The organism is Streptomyces sp. NPDC014734 (assembly GCF_043083325.1).
GTDB lineage: Bacteria > Actinomycetota > Actinomycetes > Streptomycetales > Streptomycetaceae > Streptomyces.
Genome location: NZ_JBIBYN010000048.1, coordinates 1 through 15,539 on the forward strand (window position 1 = coordinate 1; position 15,539 = coordinate 15,539).

The window sequence follows — 15,539 nt, forward strand, 5'->3', positions numbered from 1 at the left end:
GGGGCGACCCGTACGACGTGATCCTCGACGGCGTCGGCGGCGACCTGCTCGGCCCCGCGGTCCGGGCCCTGGCGACGGGCGGCCGACTGGTGGCCTTCAGCTCCGGCGGTGGCACGGTGGAGGCGTACGAACTCCTGGTCCGCGGTGCCTCGGTGATCGGCTTCCAGATGCGGGCCATCGCCGTCGGCAACCCAAAACTGTACGACCGCTGGCTGCGCGAACTCTGGCAGATGCATGACGCGGGCACCCTGCGCACCGCCGTGCACGAGGAGATTCCCCTCACCGAAGCTGCTCGGGCTCACAGTCTCATCGAGCAGCGCCGCAACCTCGGCAAGGTCGTCCTTGTTCCCTAGCCAGGCCAGTCGCAGATTCCAGCCACGCAACTGTGGTGCCGTCGTAGCACCAGCGTCCTGGACTAATGAGGTGGTCGCCTTGGGTGCGGTCACCGGTGAGATGCGCGTCGACGCGGGGTGGGGAGACGGGTGACGTTCCCGGACTGCTCAAGCTCCTCGCGAGCCTGGTGGAGCTCCAGGTCGAGCTCGGCGGTGATCCGCCGCACTGTGGCCGTGACGGCACGCTCCTTGCCCAGGGCCTCAGTTACGGTGGCCAGCTTGTCTGCGGCTTCCTCATAGGACTCGCCCGCGGCAACGGCACCGCCGGACGCTACCTCGTAGTGTCCCGGAAACCGAGCGACGTGCTCGGAACGACGTTGTACGAGGATCCGACCTTCCCGGTCCCGGCACACCGTCACGGCAATCCGATGCAACCAGTCATGGCGAACGGCCTCGCCCCGGCCGACCATCGCCAAGACCTGGTCCTGCTCGTCAACACGCTCGACCATCTCATCCGCGAGCTCTGCATAGGGCTGTTGAGGCACGGCCACGGAGGCGGTTGTCTGCTGCCGATTGAGCTTCTCCAAGACCCGGTCGCGGAGGAGCTCATACTCCTCGCTGAGCCTGCGCCACTCGGCCACGGGCGGGCGGGGGATGACAATGCCGCCGGTGACAGTCTCCTCCGGCCCGAACTGCTCGCCCGTGAGATCGACCTCAATGCCCATGCCCAGGCGGTTCCACCAGTGGTAGTCCACACGCTCTCCATTGACGTGGACCTCCCCCGCGGATCAGCTCGCCTCCCAGCAGGTCGTTGAGCACCATGGCGGTCACCCCACACTGGTCCCGAGCCGGGTTGCCCTCGGTCCAGCGCGACCGGAACTCAGGCGTGCAAGTCTCGGCACTCCAACTCTGCGAACGGCTCGTTCGATCTCGGAAGGAAGCAACGGCGTCATGCCCGTGATCCTGCCTGCAAGCACTGACAACGGCCGGACGCTGGCAGACATGGCAAAGGACTGCCTGGCACATCTCTGCTGACGAACACGCGACACCGCAACATGCGAGCCCACCAGTCCCAAGGCCGACCTCGCGGCAAGCCTCGCGCTGGGCCGGGACCGCCGGAGAGGCGAACCCGATGCCGAAGCTCCACTCTGCGGCCCTCATCGTCCGAGTTCGCCCACCAAATCCTCCGGGATTGTGCGAACCCGAGCGCTTCCCTCCGCCAGGAGCCCGCGCTCGATCCGGTCGGCGTCCGGGTGCCGCCCCTAGGCCAGGAGCAGCTCGGCCTGCCGCTCGGTCACCACGGCCCCGGCCCTGAGACCGACCGTGGCCAGGCCCCGGCCCTTCCACACACCGGGCGGGACACCAGCCTCGTCCTGGGCGGTACGCAGCGGCGTACCGCCCAGCGGTGGCTGTCGCCGGCCATCACGCCACGGAAGAGATAGCGCCACCCGTCGCCCGGGCGAACCTCCGACTTACTGATCACCGGCCCATGGAAACCCGGCACCGGCCTGCATAGAAGCGTGATCACGAGTGCTTCCCGCCGGGCGGGAGGCCATCACCAGATCCTTACCGCCCCGCCCGCCAGGCGGGCCGCGACGCCAGCACGAGACGGTAGGCCGTCCACGGAGACCTCTGCCCGCTGTGCGACCGGCCCCTCTAGTTCGGCCAACGGGACGTTCGTTGCTCGCTCCTCCGGCCGGATCCGGCCCAGCTCGGCCGGTTGGAGGAGATCCGCGACAACCTCATTGCCCGCATTGCCGAGGCCGAGCCCGAAGGCTGGCTCGGCGAGGTCGAAGGACTGCGAATGAGCCTCGCCGGAGCGGAGGTCAAGCTTGCGCAGATCGACCAGCGGGGCTGGCGGGCGGTCGACCTGGGCATGCCAGTCGCGCGGCCGGTCTTGTCGACAGCGCCATGCCTGCTCGGCGCCGCACATGACCGGCGGGCTATCCGGGAGCCGCCATGACACTGACGCTGCGACGCGGTTCAAGCTATGAGCAGGCGGAGGCCGAGATCTGCCGCGTCGAGGTCGGCGAGGTCGCTGTTGCGCTCGGCCCACCGGCCGTCTTCAAGGTCGTCACTAAGGCTTCGCACCGCCCGCTGCTCGGCCTCCGGCCCGACCCTCGTCCACACCGACATCGCACGGCGCACGTGATCCTCCAGATACGCCCCCGGTCGGCGCCAGTAAGCCTCGAACAGGCCGTCAGCGCAGTCCCACGGGATGGGCACCGGCTCAACACGGGCGCCGATCGCGTCGGCCATCCCCGCAAGCGAGGGAAATTCCGCGAGGACGGAGGCGAACTCGGGCAGGTAATCGCGGGTAAGCCAGAACCGGTCCTGCCATCCGGGCTCGTCGGTGTCGAACGTCAGCACCACCACGCGGCGGGCCACGCGCCGCATCTCGCGCAGCCCCGCTATCGGGTCCCCCCAGTGGTGAACGGTGGAGACGGCCATCGCGACGTCGAAGGAGTGGTCCTCGAACGGCAGGCTCTCCGCGGCGGCGGCCACGCACGGCGCCGAGCCGGCAGGCCGCTGCCCCCGCATGACCGCCGATGGCTCCACCGCAGTCACGTCACGATCAGCAGGCTCGTAGGAGCCGGTGCCGGCCCCGACGTTCAGCACCGTCTGCGCGTCCCCGAGCGCGTCCCAGATCTGCGCGGCGATCCGCGGCTCGGTCCGCCGTGTCGCGGTGTACGCGCCGCCGATCGCGTCGTACAGCCGTGCACCGAGCATCTCCAGTTGCTCCTCCGGTGTCACCTTCAGTCCCTTCGCCCGTGCCTCAAGTTCCCTGTCGATGGCCGTCACCATGGCGTCAGCGCGATCACGCCGCTCCAGCACCAGGCTGCGCAGTCGGCGCAGGTGCGCGACCGCGTCGGTGGACGGGTCGCTGACCAGTGCCGCGACCTCCCGCAGCCCGAAGCCCAACCGCCGATAGGCCAGCACTTCCCGCAGCCGCTCCACGTCGCCCGCCGAGTACGCCCGATACCCGGCCGCGGTCCGCGCCGACGGCCGGACAAGCCCGATCTCGTCATAGTGATGCAGCGTGCGGACGCTCACGCCGGCAAGCTCGGCCACACGTCCCACGGTCCAGTGATCTTCCACGGCACCGACTATGCAGCCTGACGCAACGTGAGGGTCAAGAGCCTCGCTCACGGCAGCAAGAGCCGCACGCGAAGCAGCGGTCCGAGCCGACTCCTGCAAGTCAGAGGTCTGGTTCAGAGAAGCTTGTGTCAGATGCTCGCTCCTCCGGCCTGCCCCGGCCCAACAGTCACGGCTTGCCGAGATCCGCGACAACCTGATCGCCCGAATCGCCGAAGCCGAGACGGAGGCTGGCTCGGCGAGGTCGAGGGTCTTCAGGTCAGCCTGGCCGGCGCCGAGGAGAAGCTCAGCCAGCTCGATCGGGGCCACGGGCAGCAGACGGCCGTGGGCCTTGGCATCCCCACCATGCGTGGTGATCGCCGAACCCACGAAGGTGGGGCTGCCGCATGGCCCTCAACCAAGATCGAGAACGGCTTTGAAGAAGCGCGCCTCAAACGCCCTTCAGAACACGATCAAGTGCCGCCCGGCCTGCAGGTCCCCAGTGCGGCTTGCCGCCGGGAAGGCCCCGATCTCCGTTCTGCCCCATGAGCATCAGGAAGAGGCTCTTCATCGCGGCCAGCCCGCGGGCACGTCGGATCGCCGCCTCGTCTGCATGCGCGTACATGTCGAAGAACCGCGAGGCCATGCCCACAGGTAGCAACACCCACGCGGCTGCGAGGTCCCAGGCCGGGTCGCCGGCGAACATGGCACCGAAGTCGACGATGCCCGAGAGCGTTCCGTCCGAGACGACGACGTTCGCGGGATGGAGGTCGCCATGCACCCACACCGGCGGGCCCTCCCACACGTCGGCCGCAACGGCGTCGTCCCAAACGGCCCAGACGTCAGCAGCGATGTCGTCGGGGACAACGGCCTGGAAGAAGTTCTCGAAGCTGTCCGTGCAGTTCCTGGGATGGGCACCGAAGTCCGTAGAGATCGGCGCTTCAGCGGGCGCCTCCACATGGAGCGCCCGGAGGAAGCCCGCCAGCGTGTCGGCCGCGTGGACGCCGCGGCTGATCGCGCCGCGGTCCAGCGGCTCGCCGGCAACCCACGTCATCACGGTCCAGTGCTTGGGAAAGCGCTCGGACGGGTCACCGAACCGCACCGGGAGCGGCACCGGGAGCGGCAAGCGCGGGGCCAGCACCGGTAGCCACCGTCGCTCCTTCAGCTGGAGCTCCGGAGTGGGGTCCATGCGCTGCATGCGCACAGCCAACTCGTCCCCGAGGCGCCACATTTGGTTGCCCCAGCCGCCCGCCACCTCCCGGATGGCCAGCCCCGCAAGGTCTGGATGTTGCTCCTGCAGCAGGTCGCGGACCAGGTCTGCGGTGATCTCGATCTCGGTGTCGGTCATGCGAAGTCACAGTACTGAGGCGACAGGCGGAGCGACTCTCGCTCTCCGGAACACTCACTGTGATTCCTCTGGCATCACCAGTCCGGTTACAGAGAGCTGCAGATCAAAGGCTCTGGGACGCCCAGCCTCCAAGTTCAGAGAAGCCCGCGTCCGCTGCCCGGTCCTGATCGTCGCCCTGGACGAGAAGCCCCGCCTGGAAGAGATCCGCGACAACCTCAGAGGGCGATATGAGGGTCTGTCAAACGAGCGGTGTAATTGAGGTAGTCGGGGATACTGACGAGCTGCCGACAGGCGGCCGTCGAAGGTGATGTCGAAAGCGTTCAATGCGGTCTTCCAGCGCAGGGTCCAGCGGGCCTGTCCCTTGCCGGTGGGGTCGAGGGACATGATCGCCAAATAGACGCACTTCAGGGCGGCCGGCTCGTTGGGGAGGTGGCCGCGGGCCTTGACCGCCCGGCGGATGCGCGCGTTCACCGACTCGATCGCGTTCGTCGTGCAGACGATGCGCCGGATCTCGGTGTCGAACCGCAGGAACGGGGTGAACTCTTCCCACGCGTTCTCCCACAGCTTCACGATCGCCGGATACTTCCGGCTCCAGACGTCGGCGAACTCGGTGAACCGCTCCAGGGCGGCCTCCTCGGTGGGGGCGGTGAGACAGGCTTGAGGAGCTTGGCAATCTTGTCCCAGTCCTGGCGGGCGGCATAGCGGAAGGAGTTCCGCAGCAGATGGACGACGCAGGTCTGCACGATCGTCCTGGGCCAGGCGGTCTCCACCGCGTCGGGCAGGCCCTTGAGTCCGTCGCAGACCAGCATGAGCACGTCGCCGACGCCGCGGTTCTTGATCTCGGTGAGGATGTGCATCCAGTGCTTGGCGCCCTCGCCGCCGTCGCCGGCCCACAGCCCGAGGATCTCGCGTCAGCCCTCGGTGGTGACGGCCAGGGCCACATAGACGGGCCGGTTGGCGACCGCACCGTCGCGGATCTTCACGTGGATGGCATCGATGAAGACGACCGGATAGACGGCATCGAGCGGGCGGCTCTGCCACTCGGCCATGCCCTCCAGCACCTTGTCGGTGATCGTGGAGATGGTCTGGCGGGAGACCTCAGCGCCGTAGACCTCGGGCAGGTGGGCCTGAACCTCGCCGGTGGCCAGGCCCTTCGCAGCCAACGAGATGACCATCTCGTCGACGCCGGTCAGGCGCTTCTGCCGCTTCTTGACGAGCTTCGGCCCGAAGGAGCCGTCGCGGTCGCGGGGCACGGTTATCTCCACCGGACCGACGTCGGTCAGCACCGTTCTGGAGCGTGTGCCATTGCGGGAGTTGCCGCCGTTCTTGCCTGCCGGATCGTGCTCGTCATAGCCGAGATGGTCGGTGATCCCGCCCTCCGGAGCGGACTCCGGCAGCCGCTTGGTCAGCTGCTGCAGCAGACCGCCCTCGCCGGTCAGTTGCAGGCCTTCGGCCTTGGCCCGACCCACCAGCTCGTCGATCAACTGGTCATCCACAGCCCTCGCCGACGCAGCCCTCGTGGGCTCGACGGTCTCGGACCCGGACACGTTCTCACTGGTCATCGATGCATCTTCCATGATCGGGAGTTACACCGAACGATTTACAGTCCCGCACCACGTTCGCCCTGTCCGAGCTGATGGCGCGCCCGAAATGGCGCAAGACCGGCCTCGCCCAGCACCTCCACGACACCCTCCTCGCCACCCGGCCCGAGCAGCTGACCACCCTCCTCGTCGACACCACACACCCCCGCGTCCAAGCCCTCCACGAAACACGGGGCTACCGCAAGATCGGCGAACGCCAGCCCTTCCCCGACTCCCCCTCCACGCCGTCATGCTCCGCGGCCTCCCCAGCGCACAGACCCACCCGCTTCCGGTTCCGACCCCTGCGCGGGACGTCATACAGCCGACCGAGCGGCAGCGCTGGGTAGGTAAGTGTTTGGGAACTTGGTGATCCAGAAGCTCAGGGGCGGGCAACGTGCCTGAGCGCAGGGTCTATACCATTGCTCGATGGCAACACCAGATTTCATCCTCGCGCTGCGCAAGAAAATTGGAAGCGATCCGCTGTGGCTGTCAGGCGTGACCGCGGTCGTCATGAGGGATGACCGGGTTCTTTTGGCGAAGCGCGCCGACAACGGCACGTGGACGGCGGTGACTGGGATCATCGATCCCGGGGAGCAACCGGCGGATGCCGCGGCCCGGAAGGTACTTGAGGAGACCGGCGTCGTGGCAGTTCCGGAGCGGCTGGCGATGGTTCACGTCACGGACCCCGTCGTCTATGACAACGGGGACCAGACGCAGTATCTCGACCTGGTATTCCGCTGTGCCTGGCAGTCCGGCGATCCGCGTCCCGCCGACGGTGAGAACACAGCTGCCGGCTGGTTCCCGCTGGACGACTTGCCTCCGATGTCAGAGGACATGTGCAAGCGGATCGCAGCCGCCGTGTCCAACAAGCAGGCAGCCCAGTACCTCGTCTCCCCGCAGTCGGCCGACGACGCCTGAGATCCTGGCTCCACCACACCAGGCATGAAGCTCAGCATGGGCAGCCCCCGGCGCCGGTGGGCTGCGGCGGGTCGGCCAAGGTCAGTGGCACCTGTCCGGGCACGGGACCGGCTCCACCCGCCCGGCCCGTGACCCGGGGCTCCTGGCCTCTCTCGGTGCGCTGCCGGCCGACTACATCACCGCCGTGCCCGACGAACACGCCGACTGCGAGTCCGCGTACGCGCTGCGGCAGCTGGTGACGGTGGCGAGCCGCTGCCTCAAGCGGTGATGCCTCGCGGGCGGCGCGAGCACCGCGTGGATCGCGGCGGGGTTCCTGATCGAGTGCATGCAGGAGGTCGACCAGGTCCACCAGTTCCTGTCCGACGTCCGCGGCGACGCCGACGTCCAGCGCGCGGGTACGGTTCGGCACACCGCACGGTGCGTCGAGTTGCGGACGATGTAACGCCCAGCCGTTGTCGCGACGGTCAGCAATACGGTGGCTGGTTGGTCAGCGAGGCCGCCACTCGCGTCCACACGCCGAACAGCCGATAAAGGCTGGGCAGGGTGCCCTGCGCCTGAACAGTCCGCGTGTCTGCCAAGGTGACCCCTGGAATACCCAGGAGCGTCGAGGCGACGGAAGCCGACTGCCAGCGGACTGCGAGGACGGACGGGTCCGCAGGGACTTCTGACGCCTTCGGCACCGCGGAGAGACTGGCTGCGACCGCTTTCTCGATCTCCGCACGTGCTTCGTCCGCCGGTCGTAGATCTGCTGCAAATCGGTCCCGCGCGTACTTCACGGCCACGGTCGTCACCGAGGCGTCCCATTCCGTCATCTCTGTGCATGCGCAGTCGTCACCGGTGAGGACCGCCACCGGTACGCCGATGGCGGCCGCGGTGGCGTGGGCCAAGCCGATCTCGCCTACGGGCCGGCCGTCCAGCCACATGCCTTCGATTTCGTGCCCCATGAAGCTGTGACTCAGTACGCCGAGCGCGCCCGCCCGCGAGTGGTAGCCCACGCAGAATCACGGCGTCGTGCTCGGGGGTGAGGCCTTCGAGCATGAGCATCGGCTTGGGCTTGCCACGGATGAGGCGGGCCGCCGGGTGCAACGACTCGGGCAGGATGTTGCGCATCGGGCCATGCGCATCGTTGACGGTGACATCTGTGGCACCGGCCGTGACGGCGCCACGGACGGCGGCGTTGACGTCCTCCGCCATCATCAGCCGTCCACGCTCGTAGTCCCGGCCGCCGGGCTGGACATCCTCGGCGTCCACGAGCCCGGTGATGCCTTCCATATCCACACTGATGTAGATCCGCACTGCACAGTCTCCTCAAGCTTGATCGCTTAAGAGATGTCCGCCGCTCTTCCTCTGGTTCCTGCACCAGCTTGCGACCAACTACTTTCGGCCTGGACGATACGGCTCCTCCAGCTCACGACCTGCGCTGAAGTGCTACTCGATGTGTCATGCAAGGCTCAGACACAGCTTCTCAACTTGTTCTTTCTGGTCTGAGTCGGTTTCTTTCGGCGATGCTCGGGGCGTTTCACGGTCTTGCCCACGTCGTAGCGGGTGGCGGACCGCCGGCTCTCCGAGCCAAGTGGCCTTCCAGGTGCGCGAGTTGAGGGTTTCGGTGCACGTGCCGGGCAGTGCAGGTGGGGGCGGAGGTTCCGAAACCCCCGGCGGACTCGGGCCGGGGTGAGCCGTGCGGGCTCGGCGGGCTTCTCCCACGGCCGACGCAGGTCGGCGGCGGCCCCGCGCAGGAGGTGGAGCTGGGTGTGCGCGGCGGTGATCAGCCAGGTCCAGCACTCACCGGCTTCGGGGGTCCGCAGCTTCGGGCAGGCCAACCGAGGGTCTGTTTCATCAGCCGGAGGGTGTGCTCCAGATCGAATCTCCGTAGGAACGCCTGCCAGCTCACGTCGACATCCTCGCTGTTCAGGCCGGTGGCGGACGACCACAGCCAGAGCGGGAGCGGGTCTCCGCCTCCGGGCAGGCGGTCGGCTTGGAGGCGGATCAGCGTGCCTTCGGCAATGGGGAGTTCGCCGGTGTGGTCGATCCACGCGGAGCGGGTAGTCAGACGAGGGTGGCTGCGGTCCCGGGCCATCGCGCGGGCGGTGCCGTATCGGTCGGTGACCTGCATGGTTGCCCCGTCCGGCTCGCCCCAGGTCTCCGGCTTGGCGAAACGGAACTCCTTGCCGTGCTTCGGCGGTCGCCCGCCCTGGGGATGGGCCGGGGCGTACTCCTTGAGCGAGGGCGTCGGCCGTCGCATGACGCGGTCGGAGCGCATCCGTCCCAGTACCTCGATCGGGAGGCCGTCGAGGAGGTGAGCCATGCGAGGGGCGTCGTAGCCGGCGTCGAAGACGATGAGGATGTCACGGTCATCCGCGTGCCAGCGGCCCATCTCGATCAGGTCGACGACCACCCGGCGGAGCTGGGCGGCGGTGACCTCGGCGACGTCGTCCTCAGGCCCCGGACGGACGGCGTCCAAGAGCTGGCACCAGGACGTCCGGCCCGATTCGAGGGCAGCGTCGAACGAGTACGGCCAGCCGGGGATGAACTGGTCCGAGGACCGGCCGCTGCGGCTGTAGACGTGGCAGAACAGCCGCTCCGCGCTGGTCGGCGCGTCCGGGCGGAGCCAGTTGCTGACGTCGGCCGCGAGGACCAGGCGCCCGTCGGCAGCCCGCGGCATCGGAAGCCCGGCGAGCACCTGCCGCAGCCGGGGCACATCCACGCTCCCGCGGTTCAATGCCCCACCTGCCGCAGCCGGGGCACGTCCACGCTCTCGCGGTTCAATGCCTCATACATCACGCCGTGCCCGCGCCGATGCTCGGCCACCAGCGTCAGGTCCACCGGCGAGGTCACCGGACCATCCGCGCACAGCAACGCATCGGTGAGCTCGAACAGTTGGTTCCCGCGCGCGGCCAGGCAGTCGAACAAGTCGTCCCGGGGAAGCGTGACGCTCGCGCGAACGCTTCCCCGGGATCGGCGTCAGACAGCAGACTCACCTTCACGGTCTTCGTCTCGATCGGTGCACCTCGGTCGGAGCACATGATCAGACGAAGGCCGCTCCAGCGTCCGGCAAACGCCCAGGTGAGCGAGCCAGTTCGAAAAGCATTTCGACGAACAAGCCCACATCGCAGGCCGACGCGCCGTCCCGCCTTCGCAGGGGTCCGGGAACGACGCCGTCGGGCGCGAGTGATCAGTCTCCCTGAGACCAAGCGGCGCTCGGCAGCGACAGGTAGACACCGAAGTCGACGAGCCCGGTTGCGGCGCGGATGTCCGCGTGCAGCGCATCCACACGGTCTTGGCGGTTGGCTTCCCTGCTGGCCGACCACTTCGACTTGATCTCGATCACCACCGTCAGGCCGCTACGGTCCAGCGGGCTCAGCGGCCGGAAGCGGATCTCGACATCCCCGGGTTGCAGCTCGCCGTCATACGGCTCCTCGGGGCACTCCACGGCCACGGACACCAGGTGCGGCAGCAACGAGCCGAGTTCACGTAGCCGGGGCTCGGGCACCGTGGGCGCATAGGTCACTTCGACAAGCGGCATCCTCGACACCCTAGACGGAGACCAGGCAGAACTGGCAGCCAGAGAAGACCCTGATCACCCTGCAAAGGCCGAAAGGTCAAAGAACAACCTCAGGGCGCGCACCGGCTCGCCCTTCCACCGCTTCGGCGCTGTGGTGGCGATGATCGCCCCGTCCGGGCGCATCGCAATCTGTTTACTTCTGCCGGGGAAGTCCGGACTGGCGCGCGTCGTCGGCCGCACCTGCTCTCGACCATGTGCGCGTCCGGGTCACCGGACGGTGAAACTGGCCGCCTCGGTGTCCAGGGTCGTGGTGCCGTCCTGCGCGGTGGCCAGGACGGCGACGTGCCAGGCACCGCGCGGGGACGACTCGGCGTCGGCACCGGTGACCCCGGCGGTGTAGGTGCAACGCACGGTGTCCTCCCCCGAGGGCTTGCAATCGGCCGACTCCACTGCCGCCATGTCCTTGGCGGTCAGACCCTTCTTGGCCAGGGACGAGTTCTGCGGCCAGGCCAGCACCTTCACGCTCTTGACACCGGAGGACGCCGTGACATCGGTGGCGAAGGCCAGCACGCCGTCTCGGTCCCCGTCGGGAGCGGTGTAGCGGACAGTGCTGTGCGTCAGCACCGGGGTCTGCTCTGCGGCCTGGGCGAAAGCGAAAGCACCGGCACCACCGAGAAGAACGACACCACCAACAACGGACAGAGCAACACGTCGGGACATGGGATTCTCCATAACTGCCTGAGCACCCAATCGGGTCGGCGCCGCCCTGCTGCGGCGCTGCACCGATACTCGCCGCGCGGGGATGCGGCGAACATGGGCGCTCGTACTCAATCCGACCTGAGTGGTCGGTCAGAGGATTCCAAGGTACGGGCGTGCAGCTCGGCTTGCACGGGGGCGATGGACATCTCCTCGGTGGGCGCGGGGGCGTTCCGGCGTGGTCTGCCTCTGCGGCTTTTGTCGCTGTGTACTCCTCGGTGCCGGCTGTACGTCTGCGTCGGCCGGTCTGGTCGGTGAGCCGGTGGCGGATCTCCGGTGCGTGGAGGGGCAGACCAGATCTGGATGAGGTGCTGTTCCAGGATGGTGTCGTCCTCGGCGTGGATGTCACCGACCGCGGATGCGGCGTCCCGTCCTCGGGAGCACGCCAACCGTGCAGGGGGAAGGCTTCTCCTTCCAGAGAGCATGTCCTGCGCAGTGGGAGCAACGTTGATCAAGGACAGGGCGCCATGAGAGGAGCGCGGATGTCGTACGGGTACGGCAGCGGGCCCAACTGGCCAATGATCCAGGCCAAGCGGCGGGCAGAACAGGAAGCGGACTCAGCCCGCGGAGAGATTGCCGGCCACCGGGCATCGGCCGCTCGATGGGAGGCAGCATTCGAAGCGCTGGCCGTGCAGATCCGGACTGCGGTGGGCCGCACGGGCACAGAACACCGCGAGGATGACCGGTGCGGATGCGCATCGTGCTGGGATGCCCTGATCGAAAAGCTGGCGAAGGAGGCAGGAGGAGGAAGGCACCCACCCAATATTGGCGGTACCGGACCTTTCTCGCTCTCCGACCTGTTCGGCGGCGCAGGACCACAGCAGCATAACCGAGCACCGAACACTGCTCTCGCCGCCCTGATGGAGTCGGGGGGTGTCGGGAACGCGCAGCTCGCTCGCCGGGTCAACGCCGTGGGCCGTGAACTCGGGCTGCGTCTGCACTACGACAAGACGTCCGTGTCGCACTGGATCGCCGGTTCCGTGCCCCGGCCGGAGGCCCGGCCCGCTGTCACCAAAGCGTTGCGCCGGTTGCTGGGGCGGCCTGTGACGTGCGCGGAGGCCGGGTGGCCTCCCGGCCCGGACGGTGAGCAGGACGTCGCGGCGAGGGTGACGGACATGGGCCGGGCGGACATGGATCCCTCGCGGCGGAAGGTCCGGCCGGACAGGACGTGGTCGCGGACGATGAGGACCTGCCGTTCAACGCGTCCCTTGCCGGTGGGCCGATAGGCGGCCAGGACGTCGATGTCGAAGTCGTAGTGGCCAGCGAACCCGACCGCTTCCGGGCGCAGCGGGACCGCCTCGCCCGGAGCGACATGGCGGCGGACGACGGTCTTCGTGCGGTCGTAGACGATCGTCATCGGGACGCCGCCGAAGTGGGCGAAGGCCCGTCGGTGGCAGTCGAAGAACGTCTGGAGGACCTGGCTGGTGGTGAAGCAACAGAACGGGTCTCGCGAATACAACAGCGTCTTGTGGAAGGAGTAGACCTTCGGGATGCCCATGTGGACGAGGATCTTGCCTTCGTCGCCCCAGTCCATCTGGGCCTGGGCGCCGGGGATGACCTCGAACCGGCGGTGCATGCTGGCGAGTTCCTTCGGCGCAATGCCGAGTTCCTCGGCGACGCGAGGCCGGGCTTCCTGAACGTAGAGCTTGACGCGCTGGTAGTTGCCGGTGAACCCGTACTCCGCGGTCGGTCGCCCGTGGATCACTGCGGCTTTCATCAGGATCTCCGCCCGCAGCATCGAGTCGACCAGCGGCGCGAACTCGTCGATCACCCTCGCCTACGACCGCCCGTTCGGCGACCGGCGCGGCGGGGCCGCCGGACCTGGTGCCGACAGATACTTGCGGACCGTCTTCCGGTCCAGCCCAGTCTCCCGGGCCACCTCCGACAGGCTGATCGCCCCGGATTCCAGCAGACTCCGGAAGCGCCGCAGTTCCAACCAACGATGCGGATCCAGGACCACCGTCGACCTCCTCCCGCCGCCTCTCAGCGGCCGAGTAGCAGAGTGCCGAGCAGCAGGTCTCAACGCATCAACAACTGTCCCTCTTCATCCGTACGCGGGTGGGGACGTGAACGTGTACGCCGACAGCGAGACTCGCACTGCATCGGGTTCTCCACGGCGGATCAAGAATGGCAACCGGCCGGGTGGACGGCGCCGACGCCGTCCAGTGGCGTCAGCAAGTGCGACAGATCCTCCAAGCACTCGAAACACCCACCGATCACTGATCGTGACCGCTTCACGGACGAAGTCGTGCCAGAACCACTACTCGTGAATAAAGCCACAGGCCCTCATGGAACGGAAGCATCACCAGTAACAACTCGGAGTTCGTGCTCAGGATTCCCGGTCGCGCTGTGACATTCCCCTAACGCTCCACGCCTTCCCGCCACGGTTGCCAACTGCGCATACTCCAGGACCGCCGCGCCTTGAACCGTTGACGGGCGATGGCCGATCGAATGGAGCTGATGGAAAAGATGACGTCGCGCACGGTCTCTGCGGCAGCCGCCGGCACGTGGATGCTCGGTGACCTCAAGGTCAACCGGATGGGTTTCGGCGCCATGCGCCTGACCGGCAGTGCCGCGTTCCACCAGGGCATCCCCAGCGACCGCAGCCAGGCGATCAACGTCCTGCGCCGCGCGGTCGAGGTCGGCGTCAACCACATCGACACCGCGGCGTTCTACTTTTCCCGGCTGCGCTCCGCCAACGAACTCATCAACACGGCGCTGGCGCCCTATCCGGACGATATCGTCATCGCCACCAAGGTCGGCCCGGTCAGGAATGCCAGCGGTGAGTGGGCCACCCCGGCGCGGCCCGACCAACTGCGCGGCCAGGTCGAGGAAAATCTGCGCCAACTCGGCCGCGACCACCTCGGCCTGGTCAACCTCCGCCTCATGGGCCAGGACTCCATCAGCGACCACTTCGGGGCCCTCGCCGAACTGCGCGACGCGGGGCTCGTTCGCAACCTCGGCATCTCCGGCGCCCGCCCAGAACACCTGGACCAGGCCCTGGAGATCGCACCGGTGGTCTGCGTCCAGAACCGCTACGGCATCGACGCAACCGGCGAGAACGAGATGCTTCGAGCATGCGCAGAACGCGGAATCGCATTCGTGCCCTTCTTCTCCATCGCCGGGGAGGGACGCGAGGCCGGAGCCGTCCGGGCCGAGCACGACCAGGTCCACGCCGTGGCCCGCGCGCACGACGTCTCGCCTGCGCAGGTCCGCCTGGCGTGGATCCTGCAGCAAGGCGCCCATGTGCTGGCCATCCCCGGGACGGGCAACCCGGAACACCTCGTCGACAACGTGGCAGCGGGCGCACTCCGACTGACGCAGGAAGAATCCCAGCTACTCGATGCGATCGGCCGCTCCGCATCCTGATGCCGGCCAGGTCACCAGTGCTTGGGCAAGCCCAGAAACCGAACGTGATCGAGGAGATGCCTCCTAGTTCGAGGTCCATTTCGGCTCACCGATAGCCTTTGTCCCCATGATGCGCGCATGGATCCTGCCGATGCTGCTGGTGCTCTGCGGCTCACTCCTCGCAGCCGGGCGGATCGTCAGCGGGACCCCCGGTGCAGCCGCCGCCCTCCTGCTGGCCTTTGTGCTGCTCGCAGGCGTGAACTCGCCTCTGATCTTCCCGAGGTCGATCAGCGCGCTGGAGGCACGACACCGCAGCGCGGTCGACGGCCGACCGGTCGTCTTCTGGCGGCCCGGCTGCACGTACTGCATGCGGCTGCGCATCCGGTTGGGCCGCAGCGCCCGCAAAGCACACTGGGTCAACATCTGGCGCGACCCCGCTGGAGCCGCAGAGGTGAGGGCAGCCAACGACGGCAACGAGACGGTGCCGACCGTCGTCGTGGCGGGTCAGCCGCACACCAATCCCGATCCCGTATGGGTGCGCGAGCAACTCCCCCGTTCCGCGCGCTCGAGGCGCAGCCGAGGTTAAGACCGTGTCCTATGTGGTGAGTCGGGCGAGTCGTTTGTAGCAGCAGAGGGCGGCGGCGAGGCCGAGGAAGGCGAGGTAGTTGCGGGGGTGGCGT

Annotated in this window: 13 protein-coding genes and 5 pseudogenes; 5 read left to right on the plus strand and 13 right to left on the minus strand. The window is 67.8% G+C overall.

The window, feature by feature from the left end; translation table 11 throughout:
• Positions 1-353 (plus strand): zinc-binding dehydrogenase (locus tag ACF1CT_RS37050; RefSeq protein ID WP_391788438.1); only part of this gene is annotated, 353 nt, incomplete at its 5' end.
• A gap of 89 nt (positions 354-442) precedes the next feature.
• On the opposite strand, the gene ACF1CT_RS37055 is transcribed toward ACF1CT_RS37050, so the two are convergent.
• The 3 genes and pseudogenes from ACF1CT_RS37055 to ACF1CT_RS37065 all read right to left on the minus strand — a co-directional run bounded on the left by ACF1CT_RS37055 (position 443) and on the right by ACF1CT_RS37065 (position 1,780).
• Positions 443-841 carry an NUDIX domain-containing protein gene (locus tag ACF1CT_RS37055; protein WP_391788448.1) on the minus strand — a complete coding sequence of 133 codons (399 nt, stop codon included), beginning with the start codon at positions 839-841 and terminating at the stop codon, positions 443-445.
• 60 nt (positions 842-901) lie between these two features.
• Positions 902-1,285: pseudogene (locus ACF1CT_RS37060) on the minus strand (hypothetical protein); the annotation flags it as partial.
• Positions 1,286-1,594: 309 nt separating this feature from the next.
• Positions 1,595-1,780 carry a hypothetical protein gene (locus ACF1CT_RS37065; RefSeq protein WP_391788439.1) on the minus strand — a complete coding sequence of 62 codons (186 nt, stop codon included), beginning with the start codon at positions 1,778-1,780 and terminating at the stop codon, positions 1,595-1,597.
• Between the two features lie 272 nt (positions 1,781-2,052).
• Between ACF1CT_RS37065 and ACF1CT_RS37070 the strand changes: the two genes are divergently transcribed.
• Positions 2,053-2,295, plus strand: a complete 243-nt coding sequence (locus ACF1CT_RS37070) for a hypothetical protein (protein ID WP_391788440.1) — start codon at positions 2,053-2,055, stop codon at positions 2,293-2,295.
• A gap of 20 nt (positions 2,296-2,315) precedes the next feature.
• On the opposite strand, the gene ACF1CT_RS37075 is transcribed toward ACF1CT_RS37070, so the two are convergent.
• The 4 genes and pseudogenes from ACF1CT_RS37075 to ACF1CT_RS37090 all read right to left on the minus strand — a co-directional run bounded on the left by ACF1CT_RS37075 (position 2,316) and on the right by ACF1CT_RS37090 (position 6,520).
• On the minus strand, positions 2,316-3,413 hold the full coding sequence (locus ACF1CT_RS37075) for a MerR family DNA-binding transcriptional regulator (protein WP_391788449.1): 1,098 nt from the start codon (positions 3,411-3,413) through the stop codon (positions 2,316-2,318).
• A gap of 445 nt (positions 3,414-3,858) precedes the next feature.
• The gene (locus ACF1CT_RS37080; protein WP_391788441.1) at positions 3,859-4,755 is read right to left on the minus strand and encodes a phosphotransferase; all 897 of its coding nucleotides are present in this window, start codon (positions 4,753-4,755) and stop codon (positions 3,859-3,861) included.
• Between the two features lie 273 nt (positions 4,756-5,028).
• Positions 5,029-6,317: pseudogene (locus ACF1CT_RS37085) on the minus strand (IS256 family transposase); the annotation flags it as partial.
• A 38-nt stretch (positions 6,318-6,355) separates the two neighbouring features.
• The gene (locus ACF1CT_RS37090) at positions 6,356-6,520 is read right to left on the minus strand and encodes a hypothetical protein (protein WP_391788442.1); all 165 of its coding nucleotides are present in this window, start codon (positions 6,518-6,520) and stop codon (positions 6,356-6,358) included.
• 241 nt (positions 6,521-6,761) lie between these two features.
• On the opposite strand from ACF1CT_RS37090, the gene ACF1CT_RS37095 reads away from it, so the two are divergent.
• Positions 6,762-7,253 (plus strand): NUDIX domain-containing protein, encoded by a 492-nt coding sequence (locus ACF1CT_RS37095; protein WP_391788443.1) that lies wholly within the window; start codon positions 6,762-6,764, stop codon positions 7,251-7,253.
• Between the two features lie 171 nt (positions 7,254-7,424).
• On the opposite strand, the gene ACF1CT_RS37100 is transcribed toward ACF1CT_RS37095, so the two are convergent.
• From ACF1CT_RS37100 to istA, 6 genes and pseudogenes are all read right to left on the minus strand, one after another.
• The gene (locus ACF1CT_RS37100) at positions 7,425-7,580 is read right to left on the minus strand and encodes a hypothetical protein (RefSeq protein ID WP_391788444.1); all 156 of its coding nucleotides are present in this window, start codon (positions 7,578-7,580) and stop codon (positions 7,425-7,427) included.
• 137 nt (positions 7,581-7,717) lie between these two features.
• Positions 7,718-8,549: pseudogene (locus ACF1CT_RS37105) on the minus strand (M55 family metallopeptidase).
• A gap of 169 nt (positions 8,550-8,718) precedes the next feature.
• Positions 8,719-10,231 (minus strand): annotated as a pseudogene (locus ACF1CT_RS37110) (NF041680 family putative transposase).
• Between the two features lie 194 nt (positions 10,232-10,425).
• On the minus strand, positions 10,426-10,776 hold the full coding sequence (locus ACF1CT_RS37115; RefSeq protein ID WP_391788445.1) for a hypothetical protein: 351 nt from the start codon (positions 10,774-10,776) through the stop codon (positions 10,426-10,428).
• Positions 10,777-11,022: 246 nt separating this feature from the next.
• Entirely contained in the window at positions 11,023-11,475 is a 453-nt protein-coding gene (locus tag ACF1CT_RS37120) for a DUF5707 domain-containing protein (RefSeq protein WP_391788446.1), read from the minus strand.
• 1,159 nt (positions 11,476-12,634) lie between these two features.
• Positions 12,635-13,471 (minus strand): annotated as a pseudogene (gene istA, locus ACF1CT_RS37125) (IS21 family transposase); the annotation flags it as partial.
• A 509-nt stretch (positions 13,472-13,980) separates the two neighbouring features.
• Here istA and ACF1CT_RS37130 point away from each other — a divergent pair.
• Positions 13,981-14,880: an aldo/keto reductase gene (locus ACF1CT_RS37130; RefSeq protein ID WP_391788450.1), complete on the plus strand. Its 900-nt coding sequence runs from the start codon at positions 13,981-13,983 to the stop codon at positions 14,878-14,880.
• A gap of 106 nt (positions 14,881-14,986) precedes the next feature.
• Positions 14,987-15,445: a glutaredoxin domain-containing protein gene (locus tag ACF1CT_RS37135; RefSeq protein ID WP_391788447.1), complete on the plus strand. Its 459-nt coding sequence runs from the start codon at positions 14,987-14,989 to the stop codon at positions 15,443-15,445.
• The last annotated feature ends 94 nt before the right edge of the window (positions 15,446-15,539 follow it).